The sequence below is a fragment of the Wolbachia endosymbiont (group A) of Cephus spinipes genome (genome assembly GCF_964026895.1).
GTDB classification, from domain to species: domain Bacteria; phylum Pseudomonadota; class Alphaproteobacteria; order Rickettsiales; family Anaplasmataceae; genus Wolbachia; species Wolbachia pipientis.
Genome location: NZ_OZ034713.1, coordinates 1,080,941 through 1,099,354, shown reverse-complemented (window position 1 = coordinate 1,099,354; position 18,414 = coordinate 1,080,941). Strand labels below are relative to the sequence as shown.

The following is an 18,414-nucleotide window of genomic DNA, read 5'->3' as shown; positions in this document are numbered from 1 at the left end:
AAATTTCTCAACAGTTAAACTTTGTAGATAGATTTTTTACCCAAGGAATAAACATGGTAACCATATCTTAGTAATAGCTCGCTATCTAATAAATTACGGAAATCAAAAACATTAGGTGCAGCCATAATACTCTTTAAACTTGCAAAATCTTGATTTTTAAATTCTTTCCACTCCGTTAACAATAACAAGGCTTCCGCGTCCCTTGCAGCCCCTATAGCATTGTCCGCGTATTCTATATCCTTTAGAACTTGCCTAGCATTATCCATCCCCATTGGGTCATATGCAGTAATTTTAGCCTTGTTATTCACTAACAATTGTGCAATATCTATAGCTGGGCTATTTCTTACATCATCAGTACCAGACTTAAAAGTTAGCCCCCATATTGCTATTTTTTTATTTTGGACTCCATTTAATACATATTCTACCTTTTTAGCAATGTTTGTTATATGATTATAGTTAGATTCTTTAACTGAATTTAAAATTTGTAGCTTAACATTGTGGTCTTCAGCAAGCCTTAATAAAGCTGACAAATCCTTAGGAAAACATGATCCTCCAAATCCTGGACCAGCTTTGAGAAACTCCTTACCTATTCTATGGTCCATTCCCATACTGTTAGCTAAAAGGTCAATGTCTGCTCCTAATAGCTCACATAAACCTGCCATCTCATTGATAAAAGCAACCTTTGTTGCTAGAAAAGCATTAGAAGCATATTTAATCATTTCAGCAGTAACTGTATCAGTGACTATTAACGGAATATTCTTATCTATAAATGATCTATATATAACTTCTAGTTTTGCCCTAGCTAGCTTAGTTTTTACTCCTATTATTATCCTATCTGGGTATAAAAAATCTGATACTGCAGAGCCTTGCTTGAGAAACTCTGGATTAACTCCTAAATCAAAGTTATAGCCCTTATTAGATAAATAATTATGTATATTTTCTGCAGTACCAGGAGGAACAGTTGACTTTATCACTATTAAGCAATCTTGATTAACTCTCTCAGAAACTTCACTTACTGCATTATATACATTCTTTAAATTTGCATTTCCTAGGGAGTCTGATGGAGTATCTACAGTTATAAATACTACTTCTGTATTGGGATTTATTTGAAAATACGAATCGAAAAATCTTATCCTTTGTGACTTTATATTATTCTCTAAATAATCTGCTAATCCAGGTTCATATAGAGGAATTTTCCCTGATTTCAAAAGTTCAATCTTCTCAGTATTTATGTCAATGCAATCAACTTTATGGCCCTGCTCAGATAACATTGTACCAGATACTAATCCTACATACCCTACTCCTATAATAGTTATGTGCATTTTATTATCACCTTAAAAATATAGCTTAGCATCTAAAATAAATACCATTAACAATTATAAACTTTTGTTGTTACATTATTTTTCTTAATTGCCTTACCTTCCGAATAAGCTATAAATAAGGTTGATGGTATTAATATCAAAGTACCATATAAAGCACTTTTATCAGGTAATTCATTAAATATAACGTATGTTACTATTGCAGAAATTATTAGCTCTATGTATCTATACGGTGCAAGTGCAGTAGCATCAGTAAGAGCAAAAGCTTTTAACATGAAGAACAGAATTAGGTTTGAACTTATTCCTAAAATCAGCAGTAATACTAACTCCAACAAGGAAGGCATATGCCAATAAAATAACAAAGGTGGAGTAGAAAAAATAGTTGTCGTTAGAGCTGAATAAAATAACATACTTATTACTGACTCTTTTATTACAAGTTTCTTATTAAGTATGTCTAATATAGCAAAGATTAATGCAGATACAATAAAAATAAGAATTTTAGGATTAAAATCTTCACTATGAGCTTTGGTAGTAATAGCAATACCAACAAAGCCAATAACAGTTACTATCCATCTTTGCCAAATTATATTTTCGTTTAGCAAAGGGATTGCAAGAAGTATAACAAATAATGGTATAGAAAAACTTATAATCGTTGCAGTTACTATGGGGAAAACAGCCAACCCGTAAGTCCATAAGGTCATTCCACAAAACAACAACCCACCCCTGGTTATTTGAGTAGATATTTGACTTGTTTTAAAAGTTTCTATTCCATAGTAAAACATAAAAGGTACAAGGGTAATAGTGGTAAACAGAAAGCGGAAAAAAATTATTTCAAAACTCTGAAGATGTAAACTTAGATATTTTGATATAGTATCATTAGCTACACTACTAAGTAAGCTAAGTATAAACCAGATAACCCCAAACAAATAAGCTCTCAATCTGTAATCCATAAAGCTTCTGATTTAATAGATACGATGTACTCATATAATTTTACTACAAAACTAATAATATAAAAGTTTTCTGATGTACGTCCCCAGAATGTGATCGTAAGGGTTCATTATAAATAATTCGGGAAATTTCGTCTCTTTAGACATATTAAGAGCTATGTAACGAACGTTTATATTTGTGAGTAATAGTAAGGCTCAAGGTAAGGAAAATGCTAGTGAGGTAAAGTAGAATAACGTTGATTTGATAATTTAAGCTCATTCCCTCTTGCTACATCTCTCTTTAAATATCTCCTCTTTTGCAGCAGGTCTATAATTACTGCTTAAATTTAGGTGCACACTAATTTTTCGATTTATATATTATTCTAATGCTTGTATAATACCTTCATTGAATATTTGATTTTGAGGTAATTAGATGCCAAAAAGTAAAACTAAACGTGGAACGGAAGATTTGAAGGGTAATGCAGGCCCAAGCAAAAGATCTCGTCTCAGTTCTGATCCTAAAAAAAATAAAGAGATTATCTCTAGCAAAGTAATAAGTAAGCTGAAGGATGTTGTTAAAGGTGATAGAACTTCAGCTATTGAGGAATGGGTCAAGGCTCACCCTGTAACAGTAGAGGGTCTAACCGTTGAGCAATCGGACCTCTTATGTAATGCGTTTCGTGATGAATCTTGTTGGTCAGGTGCGACACTAGATGTTGCTAAATTGGTAGGAGAATTAGCTAAATCAGGTGTGTTGAATCCATTTGCTATATATAAAATAGCATGTATTGAGTGTGTAGAGAGTGAAATTAAGCAATTATTTGACAAGGCGTTAGAGTCTTTTAGATCTGACTTATCTCATAAAGGTGCATGTGAGGAAGATAGGAATTTAGCTTGCAGTGATAAGCTTGCAAGAGTTGAATTGTTAAGTTCCATGGGAAGACGTGATCCTGTTTTCAATTTCTGGATTGATCAAGAATCAGGTAACCTTAGAGAAAATATAGAAGCAGAAGATGGATTTAATAAGGCTGTAGATTTCAAGTGGAGTAAGGGAGTGGAACACTTCTATAATCGTCTGTGTTCTGAAGAAAAATTAGTGAAAGAAGAGAGAGAAAAATTGCTAGTTTCTGCTATTGCAAAATTATCTCCATTGCAATCTAGCTATAAACTTGCTTCTACCTTAAGTTCCCTTCTAGGTAAAGTCATAAGCGCAAAAGTAGATCATAAGTCACTACTTGGGCTACCGAATAAGAAAGATAGGGGTGTGATCTATCGTCCTCTTAGTTACTTAGTAGAGCACGGTTTTCTTTGCACAACTAAGTATGTTATCCAGTACTTGAGCGAGGGATGTTCAAGATCTGAAGTAGAGAAAATGCTTTCACCTAGAGGATATGCACATCTTCTCTCATCGCTTTCATTTGTTGTAGTTTCTAAAGATTATGACTTGGATAACAGGAATGAAGCAAGGTCAGCTATTAGCAGTCTTTGGGAATCTAGTGTATTTAACCAAAATAAAATAAATGTTGTCGATCCTTTTAAAGATAGGATTGCTTTTGTTGCAATGGAAAATGCAATTTCAAATTTGATTGTAGATCAGGAGAAGAGCAAGGATACTCAAAGTGCTGGCGATGGTGAAAAAGTTGATTTGGTCTTGAGTATTTTAAAGTTTGCTAAAGATTGTTGTTCAGACAAAAGCTTTAAATCATTAAAAGAGAGGATAGCAAATAGTTTAGATAAAACAAGGAATTCTAAGATGATAGATGCAACTAGCTCCTGCAATTTAATAGAAGAGTTGTGTAAGTCAGCGAGAAATTTGAATTTATTCTCTGCTAGCACTGAAGGTCCTCAATCTACGTTAGTGGGTACTAATGTTAGTATTTCGCCTGCTGCAGTTGTTAACAAATAGGAGTATTTATGCATGGTAATAATGAAGATCGTGAATTAGTTAGGGCTTTATTAAGTGGAGGTTGTGATGAGTTTAGTAGACAATTTGTAGGTTTTTTAAACAACTGTCCATCTTTTTTGCATTCGGCTAATAAGCCTGGCTTTTTTCCTACATTCTTTTTTGGTATGTTTTCTACTGCACATGATGCAGGTATATTAGTTGAAGATGAAAGAGTCTATTTTCGTTTTGACAATTATGGAAATCTAAAAGTTGCTGTTCTCACTAATAAAGAAAATAGAAGAATAGTCAGGTGTTATACTGTTGCTGATAATGAGAACAGCCCTGGGTCAAGGTTTAGTGCAGAAGAGAAGCAGCAGGTAGAAGAGAATCTTCCACAAGAATTACAGGAAGATGAGGATCTGGATTGGGAAGAGTATAAAATATTTCGGTTTGGAGAAGAATGTAGGTTTATTCATGAAATAGATAGATTTCCTCAACGTGATGAACCTGGAGCTCCAATTTTTCATGAAATTAACCCAATCAGAGAACAAGGTGAATTGTTAGACCTGATGAGTGAGTTGGCAAATGATGATACAGGAGAAGTGCGTACTAATGTTAAAAGAATTTTGGAATATGTTATTGATATCCATGATGAACATGAAGATAGCTTAGTGTTTCGTGCAGAGTCTGATTACCACGGTTTTCTGTGTGGGTTTTTAGTAAATTTTAGATACCGAGCTGTGGCTGATTTCTACCCAGAGCTACTTATAGGAAAAGGTTATGCAGATGTTGTTTTGCTTGTTCGTGGTGTTGATCAGACAAATGATTCGGTTCCAATTATAATTGAGTTGAAGGTTGGTGATGAGGAAGGATTAGAGCAAGCTAAAGATTATGCTAAAAGTTGTTCTGTTTCGTCTTTGCCTATTCATACCTCATCACCAAGTGCTGTTTGTGTAGCGTTAAATTTTCAATTACGTGGAGGTGCTGGTCTCCGAACTTCTGTGCAGGCCTTTTCAGAAGGTGGTCTTTCCTTAATACCGGGTTTACTACATCCTCATGGAAATGGAGTTAGGGGAAATGTAAAACGTTTTTTACAACCCATAGCATCAGAGTTCACTCAATCGCCTCATTGTAACACTTTTTCCTGTACGTCATCGTTTGTTTTTGGAAATGTTTTATCTACAAGGAGGGACTTAGAAACAAATGATGGGCGGGAGGTAAGGGTTACCAAGTATCTATTTAACCACTCTCAGGGAGAGAAAATGAAACGTACAGGTGGTAGGGGAGATGCAGCAGATATTGTAAGCCATGCGTTAACTTTAGCTCTATTTTTATCAAATATTGGTTTTGTTGTGCTTCACATTTTTCGTCGTTTAAAGTGGCAGACTTTACCAGACAAGGCATTGAACCTGTCGTTACTGCCTCAAGCCACAGATGATGCTAAGGTGCGTCAAGTACTTTGTGAAGTAGATGTCCAGGGTCATCTGGAAGTGGCTTCTGCAAAGAAATTCGAATCACTACGTGCTTACTCATGTTCTCATAGTGAAGGTTATTTCGAGGGAAGGTTTTCAGAACAAATGGGTAATGTTAGGAATTTACATCAACTTGCAGATCAGTTGATGAGTGCTGAGCCTAATTTTGGTAATGATGGTAATGTTAATGGTGAGTACAGGGCTAGGTATGAAGTTTTATTTAATGAGATTTCTCGTCTGTTGTCTCCGTTATTAAATGGAACCCGTCTACTCGTGAACAATGAAGCTAAATTTCAGGCTTTGTTGCGTGGGATATTTCAAAGTTGCGATAATCCTGCCAAGGTAATTATTGAGTTCCAGCTACAGAGAGGAAGGAAAATAGACCTAGTATTATCAAAATCTGCGGAAAATGATGATACTCATCCAATTGGAATAGAGTTGAAGTATGCTAACACCGCAGAACAAGTTGAACGAAAAAGGGTGGAGGCAAATCGACAGTTAAGTGAATACGAATTTTGTGGAGGATGCAAGCGTATTACTGGGGGAGATGCGATGGTTTTGTTATACGCTATATTAAATGCTGTAGGACAAGAGCAGGATCTGATATTGATTGGTGGGCTTCGTAGAGCATCTGGGTTTTCTAGATGACTTGTAACTAATAAAAGTACCAAAGATAAGGTTGTTTATGGGTAAAATTATGCATTAAGCTAGAGTACGTTTGAGTAAGGTTGGAGAAAAAGCAAGGTCTTTGAGCAAGAAAATTTGATTTATGTTTTCTTAAGTTAAAGTTAACCTGATGAAGTTTGTATAATTTATTGTTGGAGTTTTTTTGTTCTATTTTTACTGTAAGTTCAATCTGCTCTATCTTTGGTCTTTTTTTCTTAGTTTTGCGGCAAGTCTAATATTTTTACTACTTAATGGAATAACTTGCAGAAAGTGGAGATATAATGCTAAGGCAGAGGAGCTCAGACAGTTATCTTAAACAATAAAGAAATACTAAAGGCAAAAGATACGCTTGCGTAGTTCGAAAGCTTTCTATAGGATAAGCCTCACCTGATTTACAAATAGAATTGTTATGTTAGATGTTTGCTATTTATTGTCCCAAATTTGGGAGAAAAACCCTGGACTTGAAGTCCATCCTTTTAAGAATATAATTTTAAGGTGAAAAATCTGAAAGAATGTGGAATATTATAGAAAAAGCAGTCACTCTGTATATGAATGTACATATCACATAGTGTGGATAACAAAATATCGATACCCAGTACTAGTTGGAGATATTGGACAGAAAGCTAAAGAAGTTGTACAAGAAGTATGTGCAAATAATCAAGTAGAAATTATCAGAGGTAGAGTTGCGTCAAGTCATGTACATGTATACGTTTCTGTACCCCCATACTTAAGTATTAGTAAGTTAGTGCAGTTAATAAAAGGAAAAAGTTCCAGAAAAATCCAGCAAAACTTTCCAGAGCTAAAAAAGAGATACTGGGGAAAACACTTGTGGGCAGTAGGCTACTTTGTCAGGACTAGCGGAAATGTAACTGACGAAATGATAAAAAATTATATTGAAAATCACTCTAAAAAAGAAGATAAATTTGGTGACTTTCAAGTCAAAAGTTAGCATTCTATGCTCTCTCTCAATCTTTGGATTTTAATCCATAGTGGTTGAATCTTAAGCTCATTTTAACAGCATTTTGCTTTTTTTAGTATGTAGGGGTTTTCTAGGAATTATCCTACTGAATTCTATGATATTATTTTTTGTAACATTGTTATACATTATAATGCACCCATTTGTCTAGACCATTTTTTTCAAAGTGATCCGATTTTTAAAATGAATATGTTGATAAATACGTCGACACATATTTAAAGTATTTATGAATATATTCATTTACTGTTTATGATAATAGAGATCAGCAGGAACTTTATAATGTAGAGTCTGATGTCGCCTTCTATAGTTATACCAAGCAACAAAATCGTTTATTATAAGATTCAAATCTCTGATACTATTTGGTCTATAATAATATATAGCTTCTTGCTTTAAAGTTCTCCATAAGCGCTCAACAAATATATTGTCGAAGCAACGTCCTTTATGGTCCATACTGATTTTAATATTAGCACCCATAATAAAGTTGTAGCTAGTAAACTGCACCCCTTGATCACTATTAAAAATCTCAGGTTTACCTTGTTTTAGAGCTTCTTTGAGAGTATAAAGGCAAAATCCAGCATCGAGATATGGTGATAATGAATGAGCAATAATATAGCGACTATACAAGTCCATTATTGCCACAAAATAGACAAACTTACCTTCTACCATAATATATGTTATATCAGTAGCCCATACCTGATTAACTCTACAAATAATCAAATCTTTGAGTAAATAAGGATATATTTTATGCTTTTTTTCTTTAATACTTGTATTACATCTTTTTCTACAATACAGCCCACTAATCTTCATTTTTTTCATAATTCTTAAGATTTTTTTGTGATTGACTACTACCCCACTCGCTATGATCTCAGCAGTAATTTTACGATATCCATAACGGCAATCAGAAGCCAAATATACTTCTTGAATCAAATTTCACTTTCGTTATTAATTATAGGCCTATAATATAGGCTAGATCTGCAAATCCCCAGTAAATCAGCCTGTTTCCTAATTGACAGATCAGAATCTTTTTCTATAAATCTTACTCTATCTTTTTTGCTTATTTCAGTAATTTTTTTTTCAAATAACTATTTTCCACTGTCAATTCTCCTATTACTTTATGTAAACTTTCTATTTCTTGCGCTAAGATTCTTTGTTTTCTCGCACTTTCACTTTCTTCAACAAATAGGTCTTTTAACCTTGCCAATACTCTATCACGCCAATCATATAGATTTGTTGATGGTATTTTATATTCACTACATATCTCAGCTGTGCTTCTTTGATTTTTTATTGCTTCCAAAGCTATCTTTGCTTTTAACTCTGGTTCATATTTTTTTGTTGCCATACTTTTACCCCTTTACTTTCCTACTCGGATCAACCATTTTTTTTGGTCTAGTTTATGGGGTGCATTATATTCTATGAGAAATTCTACAGATGGTAAATGGCCTTCCTTGGCAGCATAGTAGACTGATCTGTAGTTTTAGAATTATTAATATTAGAATTATTAATAAATGATTCTTGTTGTTGCTTTTCTATTAGAAGCTTTACAATTCCTAGATATCCTTTATTGGTAGCATAATGCAAAGGAGTCCAATTGTTTTTACCTTTTGTACCAACTTCTACTCCCTTATTAAGAGAAAATTTTACAATATCGATATTTCAAAAATCAGCTGCAATATGAATAGGCTTGTTTTCGTCATTAGTTTTAGCGTTAAAACTTACACCTTTATTATTTACTAAAAATTTTGTTACTTCTAAGCTATCAAACTTAGCTGGATGGTGCACAGCCACCTTGACCAAAAAATCATCCCCCTATCGCGTTCTTATCATTATGCCTTATACGCTGTATTACACCTTCAGATATAGTCATTGCTTCTAAGAAACTCCCTCAACCAGTTCATCTTTTTGAACTAAGATGTAGCCAAATTCCTGTGCTTTTTTGATCAAGTTTTTTTTAACTCTCTCTTTGTAACGTGTTTCATAATAGTTCATTCCTTTTTCAACATACTCTTGCCCATACTTTAGCATACTATAAAAAATGCATGCTAGTTTTCTTGCGGTAGCCGTGATTGCTTTTGGTGCACCTAGTCGTCTCTTTATTCTTCTACAGTACGCACCTATTCCGCTGTTGCTTCTTGATACACAGTGAGCAGCTATTCGAAATGCATTTGCAGCACGATTAATGACTTTACGCGTTCTTGTGCTAAACACTTTTTCTCCTGTAATTTTATTGGCAGGGCTGAGCCCTAACCACGATGAAAAGTGTTTTTCTGTCCGCCATCTATTAGGGTTTATGCCAGTTTCTGAAATTATTGTTTGTATGGTTACTACATCAAGTCCTGGAACTTTTGTGAAATCCCTACCTGTAATTCTATGCAGTTCTTCGTGTATAGCAAAGTTTGGCCCATGTTTTGTAGACTTACGCTTTATTTTATTACATAGCTTGTTCCCACCTGACTTTGTCTCAAATGTTTTATAATATCCTTCAATACTTCTATCACATTCTGCTATTTTTTCCTGATAAATATTGTATAGCTCAAACTCTTGTTTTAGTGTAAACAGGTGTTCCTCTCTATAGTCTCCTGCTAATGCTTTTGCAATGGTAGATTTATCATTTTTTATTCGTCCATCTCTTAATTCAGCTAATTTTTCTGGATTTCTTTCACCTTCAAGTATTGCTTTAATAATTTGTATGCCAGTAACTCCTGTTATATCGCTTATCACCTTATGCAATTGAATGTTCATTTGAATTAACGCTTTTTGCATACGTTGAATGTGTGCTGCTGCACTTTTTATTAGGTTATCTCTTTGTCTAGTGTAGCTGCGTAATACACAAATTTGATTATCTGGTCTAAATGACCCTTGAAGCAGTCCATAGCTATGCAGTTGTTGTAACCACTGGCAATCCTGAACATCAGATTTTCTTCCAGGCACATTCTTAACATATTTTGCGTTTACTAATTTTACTTCAAATCCATATGATTCAAGTACTTGAAACAAAGGGATCCAATACACTCCTGTTGATTCCATGGCTATTGTAGTAACTTTGCACCTCTTTAACCACTTTGCTAAGTTATAAAGATCTTCTGTGAAGCAGCAGAATTTTTGTATATTCTGTTTATCTCTTCCTTCTGGTACACATACATAATGCACAGATGAACCAATATCTATTCCTGCCGCATCAGGGTTCATTACCTCTAATTTACTTTTTGTTTTTGCCATTTCTAACCTCCATCATATAATAGTTGAAAAGCACTTCAGCTTGGAACGGTTGAATTATACGCTCTTCTAATCGAGGTAGTCTCAAAGACTCCATCAGTGGTTTGATCGTTCCTTCCAAAACCATGCTAACCTACGGGCACTAAGGCACCATTGCCTATTCGGCTATAACTGCAGAAGCGCTTCTCCGTAAAATTATATTCAAAAAAGTAGAAAATAGGAGTTTCTTTCTGGTTTGACAGGTTTTATATCTGTCCGATGCTAACCTCCAACATCCTTGCTAATAAACCCTCGCTAAAACTGCCGAAAAGACTTTATAAGTTAATATTCTAAATCTCAATATTTTATGGTGCAGGTTTTGATTTTTAAAACATTATACTTTGTGTAGGGTATAACTACACGCATCAAAGTGAAAGAAAAGCAAAATGATGAAGAAAATGAAAGTTTAAGTTTTCTTCAACGACTCAAGGAGAGAATTTATGCTTTAAAGCCTGTATTAGCAAGAGCCTTAATCACTAAATGAACAATGTCACGCAGAGTTTCATCCTCAATTTTTCTATATTCCCTCACTAGCCTTGATATTTCTTCGCTGCCTACATCGCTATGGAAGGCCTTATCATGTAAGTCTTCAGAGGCTTTGGTAAAAAAATACGACATATCAACCGATAGTACTTCTGCTAATTTATATAACCTATCAACTAAAAGCCTAATCTCTCCGCTTTCATATCCTTGTACATGCTGAAATGAAATTTCAAGCTTTTTTCCTAAGTCTCTTTGACTAAAACCACACATTAGCCTTCTTTTCCTTATTCTTTCACCTATTTGTTTATCGATAGGATGTTGTATAGTCATTTTACGTATCAGGTAATATTAACTATGTATTATCACTTTGAGAAAAAGATTTTACCAATATATAAACTGCACTACGTAACCTTTTGCTCTTAATTTCGTTATATCCTTTGACTAACTTTAGTATTTCTTCATCATAAGCTTCATGTGAGTCAGTGTGCATATCAGTAAAAAAGTTAGCAACATCTATCGATAGTGCTTTTGCTAAATCATATAATCTACTGGCCAAAACACAATTTGAACCATTTTCGTACTTTTGTATCTGTCTATACGAAACACCTATTCTCTTTCCCAATTCGGTCTGTGTCAAAGCACGATCTAACCTAAGTTGTTTTATTTTTTTACCTAATTGCACTTTTCACCTCTTATTCAAATTTACAACAAATTTTATGAAGTGGAAAAAAAGCTAGCAAAGTAATTGCTTTAATAATTTCTGCCTCTCGCTAATTAAATCGTTTGGCCTTACGTATTTTTTCTCAATTTCCCTCATCTCTTTTTCTCGTTCTGCAATGCTATTTCGTATTACTTCAGCCGAGTATCTGCTTTTGCCACTTGCAAACTCTGATCTTAATCTTCTAACCTTGTATTCGAGCTCAGCAAATCTTTCGTGTTGCTCAAGAAGTTCTATCATATGACTAATTTCAGAGTTTAGCTTTTTTTCCTCAACATCTCTTACAATAAAAGAAAGTAGAAGCTTATCTATTTGGTAATCAATATTTGGTTGAGCAGCAAATAGATCAATTATGGCTTTTACGTCAGTAGGATTTGTAACTAGTAAGTTAAAATTACTACATAAAAAACTATAGAACTTTATCGTCTTCTCAAGATAATTTTTCATATCTTGTGATAATTGCAATTCTTTGTGAATTCCTGACAGCAATATTTTCAATTCTTCCAAGTATTTCGTGTCAAAATTACTTACTTCTGTAGGTGAAAGGATCATTAGCAGCTTTTTTACAAGCTCAACATCATTTAACTTTACTGCATTATAAAGAGCTTTTTCTTTATCTTCTTTTAAATCATAAAGCTCTGATGAGTTATCTATGCTGAATAGATATTCAGTATTTCCTTGAGGAGAGTAGATTAAAATGTCCACTTCTCTTAGCGGGTGATCATCATTAAACTTTTCTAGTAACTGCTTATCGGTAGTTTCCTCTATTGCTACAACTGCTTTGCTTACCTCTTTCAACTTTGCAATATCATCTCTTGAGTTTTCAAGTATATCTTTAGCCTTGTCTAGCAGCTGCTCATATAGAACTATTTTTTCTTCATCATCAAGTAGCTGACAATGCTTTTTCAGCTTTTCAGTAGAGTAAGATAGGATATCCATTTTTTTCAATTTTACGATTACGATACCCCATTTTTGTTGAAACTGAAATAATTTTTATAGGATGTGTTTTTCTAGTGTAGATGCCCGCAAAACTTGTTATTATAATATATAGTAAATCAATAAGTCGTATAATATTAACAATTAAATAATATTTATCACGATATGATCGAATAGTAATGAAATTAAGTGAGGGTTACAATGAAAAAAATAAATGGTAAAAAATTGTCTAGTAAAATGTTAAAAGCGGTAGAGCGAATAGCAAAAGAAGGGTTATTACCTAATTTTATAAAAGCTGCTCCAACAGCAAATAAAAAGATTAGTAAATTACCTGTCTTAACATATCCTGAGGAGCTCAATCCATTTCGATCAGCTTTATGCAAGATAAGGCTAAGTGAATATGAAAATGTGAAATTAAATGAATTCTTGGAAAAAGCTATTGCAGCTGAAAATCTAGACAAATTAAGTAAAATCGTCGATGAAGCTTTGGATTTAGGAATAAGAGTAAACGCTCGCAACGAAGATGGCTTTAGCTTCACTAACGTTACAATGTTTAAGATGTATCGTGATGAATTCAAAGAAAATAAACAAGAAGATATAATCAGAAAGTTAGCCTTACATGGAGCAGATTTTAATGTACAAGTTGATAAGAAAATAGCTGAAATGTATCAAAAAGTGCAAAAAGAAATTGAGCCACAAATATATAGTAGGCTCAAGAAACTTAGGGAAGTTGGAGAAGACGCTACTATAGAAGGAACTGTTGAAGATGTAGAAATCGATAATAAGACCTTCTATATTGAATTTTCACATAGCTGCATAGTTGATGTTGCCAAAGTTGTAGAAGGTGCAAAAAATTTGGGCTTAAGTAAAGGAGACTTAAACCTTGGCGGTAGTATCATAAAAATAGGTGATGGTGAAGTTGAGGTCAAAACTGGGAAAGACGGTAAAAGAAATTACGTAGATATATCCGATAACAGCGCTTTTACAGTAACACTTTGCACTAGCCTAGGAGAGCTAAATTTAATGGTATATCATGACACAGAAGACTATCATCAAGTACAAGTTGAGGTAGAAGATGAAGAAATGTGGAACGAGTTGCAAGAAATAGGAGAAATCGTAGGAAAGGGTTGTTTATTTGGTGGAATGTCTGTTAAAGAAGTAGTGGAAAAAGGCAGCTTTACTAGATGTGGAAGGTGGGGCGACCAAAATTCTAAAAGTAGTGAGACCTTTTCTTGGGTGAGCAAATTAAAAGATACCAAAACGACATCTGTAGGACGTTCTTGATTGGTGGCTATGTTTTTACATAGCCATAATTATTGCAAAGTAAAGTAGTTCTTGAAATTTAATCAAAATTACCATAAAAAATTTACCTTAACTAGCATTGCTTGTAGAAGTGGATTGAAGATATATTCAGGCAATATTATTTATTGGCAAGCGCTTTTATCACTGAATGCACAATATCACGCAACGTTTCATCCTTAATTTTCCTGTATTCCCTCACTAGCCTTGATATTTCTTCACTACCCACATCGCTACAAAAGGCCTTATCGTGTAAGTCTTCAGAAGCTTTGGTAAAAAAATATGACATATCAACGGACAAAGCTTCTGCCAAATTATACAATCTATCAATTACAAGCCTTACCTCTCCAGTTTCATATCCTTGTATATGCTGAAATGAAATTCCGAGCTTTTTTCCTAAGTCTCTTTGGCTAAAACCGCATATTAACCTTCTCTTCCTTATTCTTTCACCTATTTGTTTATCAATAGGATGTTGTTCATCTTGTACAATCATTTATTAATATATTAACTGAGGTATTGAAGCAATACTAACTCTCATTGTAACTTTGAGAAAAAGATTTTACCAATATATAAACTACGCTACGTAACCTTTTGCTTTTAATTTCATTATATCCTTTGACTAATTTTAGTATTTCTTCATCATAAGTTTCATGTGAGTCGACATGCACATCAGTAAAAAAATCAGCCACATTAATCGATAGTGCTTTTGCTAAGTCGTATAGCCTACTGGCCAAAATTTGGTTTGAACTATTTTCGTACCTTTGTATTTGTCTATACGAAACGCCTATTTTCTTTCCCAACTCAGTTTGTGTTAAACCACAGTATAATCTAAGTTCTTTTATTTTTTTGCCTAATTCCACCTTTCATTACTAATTTTAGCTGTTCAAGCTTATATTGAATTTTTTAATTTATGAAGTGAAAAAAAAGAAGGAGAGCTAGAGAACTCTCCTTCCAGTCTACAGATTACAATAAACCACTGTCATAAAAACTAAAGTGGCTCTTCTGTGTTACGATTATATGATCTATCAATTTCATCCCTACATTTTCACAGGTTGCAGCTAATGTAAGTGTGTTATCCTCATCCTCCTTTGATGGTTCTGTATCTCCACTTGGATGATTATGTGAAATTGCAATAGATGATGCATCGATCAGTAATCCCTGTTTGATTATTTCTCTCACATATAGAGGTACTCTGTCTATAGTTCCACAGTCTTGAATATACTCGTATATCAAATGACCACTTCGATCTAAGTATATTACTCGCAAGCTTTCCTTTCGTGACTGCCCTATTGCTGTTTTAAAGTATTTTAGTAGCTCTTCTCTGTTATCAAGAATCGACAGCTTTTTTAACTTACCTTTCAGTATCCTATCGAAAATCTCTTTCAGACAAAAGATACTTGCTATTGCTCCATCATTCATTCCTGTAACATTTTTTAGCTCATGAAAGTCAGCGTTAATTACCCTTCCTAAACTACTAAAGAGCTCTATTAGCTTTTTGGCCACTTCTCTTCCTTCTTCACATTCAGATAGAGTACGTTCCAGTAGCTCATGGTCAAGTAAAGACCTGCCTCTACTTGATAAAATGCGAGTTTCCAATTTTTCTTTTCTCTCACTATTATTCATAAAAACCTCCAAGGTCAACATTATATACAAATTCAACGCCAGCTTTCTGACGCAGTAGTTCTCGAGGAATAACCCTTTTGAACTCTAAATTTGCAATGTTGTCCTTGTTGCTTTAAAAGCTGGAATACCATTTGCCATATGAATTTGTGCATTGACATTTACTGTGCTAATTCCCTGAAGCGCAACGGTATTTATATTTGCAATCATAATATATTATATAAAATTGTTAATATAATATATTAAAGAAGCGATGAAGTAAAGGCTACAGCAATTAAAGATGGCTTAACTTAGCAAAAAAGTGTAGTATTCTATCACTTTGCTGATTACAAATGTTTATAAGGATAATCACTTTTTTCTTACTATATTCAAGTACGGCTTTTTGTAGTGATTGTAATTTTAATTTACCATACTGTGGGCTCAGTTGTAATCTAGATCTATCATATAGAAATTTAAGTAATATAAAAAAATTATTGAATAACGACGATAAGTTTGTTGCGCTTACGTTTGATGATGGACCTTCCAACAATAGAATAAACGATATTATTAATGTTCTGGAAAGCTATGAAGCAAAAGCAACATTTTTTGTGCTTGGTGAACGTATAAATGAAAAAACGTCTGAAATAGTAAAGAAAATTCATGAATCAGGTCATGAGTTAGGCAATCACTCTTGGTCGCATAGGAAGTTGACATCACTTTCAAGTGAGGAACAATTGCAAGAATTGGAAAAGACAAATACAGCAATTAAAAATGCAATAAAACAAGATGTAAAATGGTTTCGTCCGCCATATGGATGTTATGACGATAATCTGATTGAAAATACTGATCAATTAAATATGTATTCAATATTATGGACAGTTGATTCGCTAGATTGGCAAGGTGATAAGCCAGAAACTTTAGTTGAAAGAGTTTTAAGTAATGTACATAATGGAGCAGTTATACTGTTTCATGATCACAATAACAGGTCAAACACAATTGAAGCTTTACCTCATATTATTAAAATACTAAAAAAATCAGATTATAAGTTTGTGACCTTAAGTGAGTGGGAAAAAAGGGTTTGTAATACGGTAAAAGCCAGAAGTGTAACAATAAAAGAGGGGAAAAAAGTGTGTTTTGAAGGAATGTTATGTGGACAAAAAACAAAGTCTTTAACCGCAGAGCATTCATATTAGGTGGTATTCAGCTTACCATTTCTGCGGTTTTTAGTTGCAGGTTATATAATTTACAAATACGAAACAGACAAAAGTACGAAGCACTATCTAATAGTAATAGAATAAGAGTTGCTACTATTATGCCTAAGCGGGGCAAAATTTTAGATAGGAATAGCATTGAACTTGCGGTAAACAAAATTTCGTATGTTGTTTTGTTTGATGGTTCTGGTAAGGAAGTTGATTTGCAGACATTATCAGAAGTCGAGTCTAAAATAGCAAAATCGTCAGAAAAAATAACTGCTCTTTATAAACGTTATTACCCGTTTGGTTCAATGTGTTCTCATGTAATCGGATATACAAAAAGACAGCAAGGCATAAGCGAAGTAGGAATCAGCGGTATTGAATATACATATGATCATATATTGAAAGGCAAGTCAGGAAAATCTGAGCAGGAAATAAATTCTAAAAAACGCGTCATAAAAGAATTATCAAGCATACCACAACAAGACGGACAAGATGTACAACTGACAATTGAGATTAATCTGCAAGAGAAAACCGCAGAGGTATTTAAAGATCACCAAGGCTCCGCAGTGGTAATTGATGTAAATAATGGAGAAATTTTAGCATTATATAATTCACCTTCTTACGATAATAATCTTTTTGCTAGCAGGCTATCAAATGAGACTTGGGAAAACTTGAATGCTCCTTCATTACCGCTTGTGAATCGTGCGTTATCATATCAAATTCCACCTGGTTCAATATTTAAAGTAATAGTTGCGCTTGCGGGTTTAAAAGACGGGATAATAACACCAGAAGAGAAATTCTCGTGCAAGGGCTATATGAAAATAGGTGAGCGGAAATTTCGTTGTCTGAAAAGCAAAGTCCATGGGTATGTATCTTTAAATGAGGCAATGGCATTATCATGCAACACTTACTTTTATAATATAGGGAAAAAAATAAGTGTAGACTCTCTAGTAGAAATGGCCAGAAAATTTGGTATTGGAAGTGGGCCACTGATTGGAACGTTTAAAGAAGAAGCTCCAGGGTTGTTGCCAGATAGAGATTGGCGTACACGAAAGCTATATTCGCAGTGGTATTTAGGTGACACTATCAACTTAGTTATAGGACAAGGGTATATGCTTACAACACCACTACAGCTTGCAGTTCTTGCAGCGAGGATTGCAACAGGAAAAGAGGTAATTCCCCACATTGAGATGAGTAAAACGATACAAGATTTTCCCGATATTGATGTGGATTGTGAGCATCTTAGCATAGTTCGAAAAGCTATGTTTGATGTGGTGAATTCTAAAACTGGAACCTATAAGAAAGGGCTAAGCGGTATACAAATTGCTGGCAAAACCGGTACACCAGAAATAAACTCTAAGGGCGAAAGTCATAAGTTATTTATCGCCTATGGCCCTTACCATAACCCGCGCTATGCAATCTCTGTGTTTATAGAACACGGCAAAGCCCCACGCCAAGATGTTGCAATTGCTAATGAGATATTTCAGTATATGCTTGAAACTATGAGTATTAAACTTCTTGCATAACCATATAACAAACTTTTATTGGGAATAGAAACGAAAAAACTTACTTGACACCCTTCGCCAGCCCCCTTATCATAAAACTGAAGCTATTGTATTTGCTTTCGCCGATCTGCAGATTAAAAGGTAAGGATTACTTAATGTATCGGCGTCTTATGTTCAATTTT

Annotated in this window: 17 protein-coding genes and 1 pseudogene; 6 read left to right on the top strand and 12 right to left on the bottom strand. The window is 34.0% G+C overall.

What is annotated here, in order from left to right; all coding sequences use genetic code 11:
* Positions 1-14 precede the first annotated feature (14 nt).
* Both AAGD59_RS05225 and AAGD59_RS05220 read right to left on the bottom strand, forming a co-directional pair.
* A complete protein-coding gene (locus AAGD59_RS05225) occupies positions 15-1,322 on the bottom strand; it encodes a UDP-glucose dehydrogenase family protein (protein ID WP_264374470.1) in 1,308 nt (435 codons plus the stop codon).
* A gap of 47 nt (positions 1,323-1,369) precedes the next feature.
* Entirely contained in the window at positions 1,370-2,269 is a 900-nt protein-coding gene (locus AAGD59_RS05220; protein ID WP_265027763.1) for a DMT family transporter, read from the bottom strand.
* A 409-nt stretch (positions 2,270-2,678) separates the two neighbouring features.
* On the opposite strand from AAGD59_RS05220, the gene AAGD59_RS05215 reads away from it, so the two are divergent.
* From AAGD59_RS05215 to tnpA, 3 genes are all read left to right on the top strand, one after another.
* Positions 2,679-4,151, top strand: a complete 1,473-nt coding sequence (locus tag AAGD59_RS05215; protein ID WP_341812901.1) for a hypothetical protein — start codon at positions 2,679-2,681, stop codon at positions 4,149-4,151.
* An 8-nt stretch (positions 4,152-4,159) separates the two neighbouring features.
* Entirely contained in the window at positions 4,160-6,250 is a 2,091-nt protein-coding gene (locus tag AAGD59_RS05210) for a PD-(D/E)XK nuclease domain-containing protein (RefSeq protein WP_265027762.1), read from the top strand.
* Between the two features lie 532 nt (positions 6,251-6,782).
* Positions 6,783-7,217: an IS200/IS605-like element ISW1 family transposase gene (gene tnpA / locus AAGD59_RS05205; RefSeq protein ID WP_265027853.1), complete on the top strand. Its 435-nt coding sequence runs from the start codon at positions 6,783-6,785 to the stop codon at positions 7,215-7,217.
* Between the two features lie 267 nt (positions 7,218-7,484).
* On the opposite strand, the pseudogene AAGD59_RS05200 reads toward tnpA, so the two are convergent.
* The 7 genes and pseudogenes from AAGD59_RS05200 to AAGD59_RS05175 form a co-directional block, all read right to left on the bottom strand.
* A pseudogene (locus AAGD59_RS05200) lies at positions 7,485-8,583 on the bottom strand (IS3 family transposase).
* 83 nt (positions 8,584-8,666) lie between these two features.
* Entirely contained in the window at positions 8,667-8,888 is a 222-nt protein-coding gene (locus AAGD59_RS07010; RefSeq protein ID WP_353278965.1) for an ankyrin repeat domain-containing protein, read from the bottom strand.
* Positions 8,889-8,897: 9 nt separating this feature from the next.
* Complete coding sequence (locus AAGD59_RS05195; protein ID WP_007551899.1) at positions 8,898-9,029, bottom strand: ankyrin repeat domain-containing protein; 132 nt, start codon at positions 9,027-9,029, stop codon at positions 8,898-8,900.
* Between the two features lie 84 nt (positions 9,030-9,113).
* A complete protein-coding gene (locus AAGD59_RS05190) occupies positions 9,114-10,460 on the bottom strand; it encodes an IS110 family transposase (protein WP_341812900.1) in 1,347 nt (448 codons plus the stop codon).
* Between the two features lie 474 nt (positions 10,461-10,934).
* Positions 10,935-11,309 carry a helix-turn-helix domain-containing protein gene (locus tag AAGD59_RS05185; protein ID WP_265027852.1) on the bottom strand — a complete coding sequence of 125 codons (375 nt, stop codon included), beginning with the start codon at positions 11,307-11,309 and terminating at the stop codon, positions 10,935-10,937.
* Between the two features lie 22 nt (positions 11,310-11,331).
* Positions 11,332-11,661, bottom strand: coding sequence for a helix-turn-helix domain-containing protein (locus AAGD59_RS05180; RefSeq protein ID WP_007549995.1), 330 nt, complete (start codon positions 11,659-11,661; stop codon positions 11,332-11,334).
* A gap of 51 nt (positions 11,662-11,712) precedes the next feature.
* Positions 11,713-12,636: a hypothetical protein gene (locus tag AAGD59_RS05175; RefSeq protein ID WP_012673225.1), complete on the bottom strand. Its 924-nt coding sequence runs from the start codon at positions 12,634-12,636 to the stop codon at positions 11,713-11,715.
* Between the two features lie 198 nt (positions 12,637-12,834).
* Here AAGD59_RS05175 and AAGD59_RS05170 point away from each other — a divergent pair, with 198 nt between their 5' ends.
* Positions 12,835-13,917 carry a hypothetical protein gene (locus AAGD59_RS05170; protein WP_012673224.1) on the top strand — a complete coding sequence of 361 codons (1,083 nt, stop codon included), beginning with the start codon at positions 12,835-12,837 and terminating at the stop codon, positions 13,915-13,917.
* Between the two features lie 136 nt (positions 13,918-14,053).
* Here the strand turns inward: AAGD59_RS05170 and AAGD59_RS05165 are convergent, their stop codons facing one another.
* The 3 genes from AAGD59_RS05165 to AAGD59_RS05155 form a co-directional block, all read right to left on the bottom strand.
* On the bottom strand, positions 14,054-14,425 hold the full coding sequence (locus tag AAGD59_RS05165) for a helix-turn-helix domain-containing protein (RefSeq protein ID WP_041582616.1): 372 nt from the start codon (positions 14,423-14,425) through the stop codon (positions 14,054-14,056).
* A 34-nt stretch (positions 14,426-14,459) separates the two neighbouring features.
* Positions 14,460-14,792, bottom strand: a complete 333-nt coding sequence (locus AAGD59_RS05160) for a helix-turn-helix domain-containing protein (RefSeq protein ID WP_041582615.1) — start codon at positions 14,790-14,792, stop codon at positions 14,460-14,462.
* 103 nt (positions 14,793-14,895) lie between these two features.
* A complete protein-coding gene (locus AAGD59_RS05155) occupies positions 14,896-15,555 on the bottom strand; it encodes a RadC family protein (protein ID WP_012673223.1) in 660 nt (219 codons plus the stop codon).
* Positions 15,556-15,884: 329 nt separating this feature from the next.
* On the opposite strand from AAGD59_RS05155, the gene AAGD59_RS05150 reads away from it, so the two are divergent.
* Complete coding sequence (locus tag AAGD59_RS05150) at positions 15,885-16,724, top strand: polysaccharide deacetylase family protein (RefSeq protein ID WP_015589168.1); 840 nt, start codon at positions 15,885-15,887, stop codon at positions 16,722-16,724.
* The gene (locus AAGD59_RS05145) at positions 16,679-18,253 is read left to right on the top strand and encodes a penicillin-binding transpeptidase domain-containing protein (protein ID WP_015589167.1); all 1,575 of its coding nucleotides are present in this window, start codon (positions 16,679-16,681) and stop codon (positions 18,251-18,253) included. The genes AAGD59_RS05150 and AAGD59_RS05145 overlap by 46 nt, the downstream gene beginning before the upstream one ends.
* The last annotated feature ends 161 nt before the right edge of the window (positions 18,254-18,414 follow it).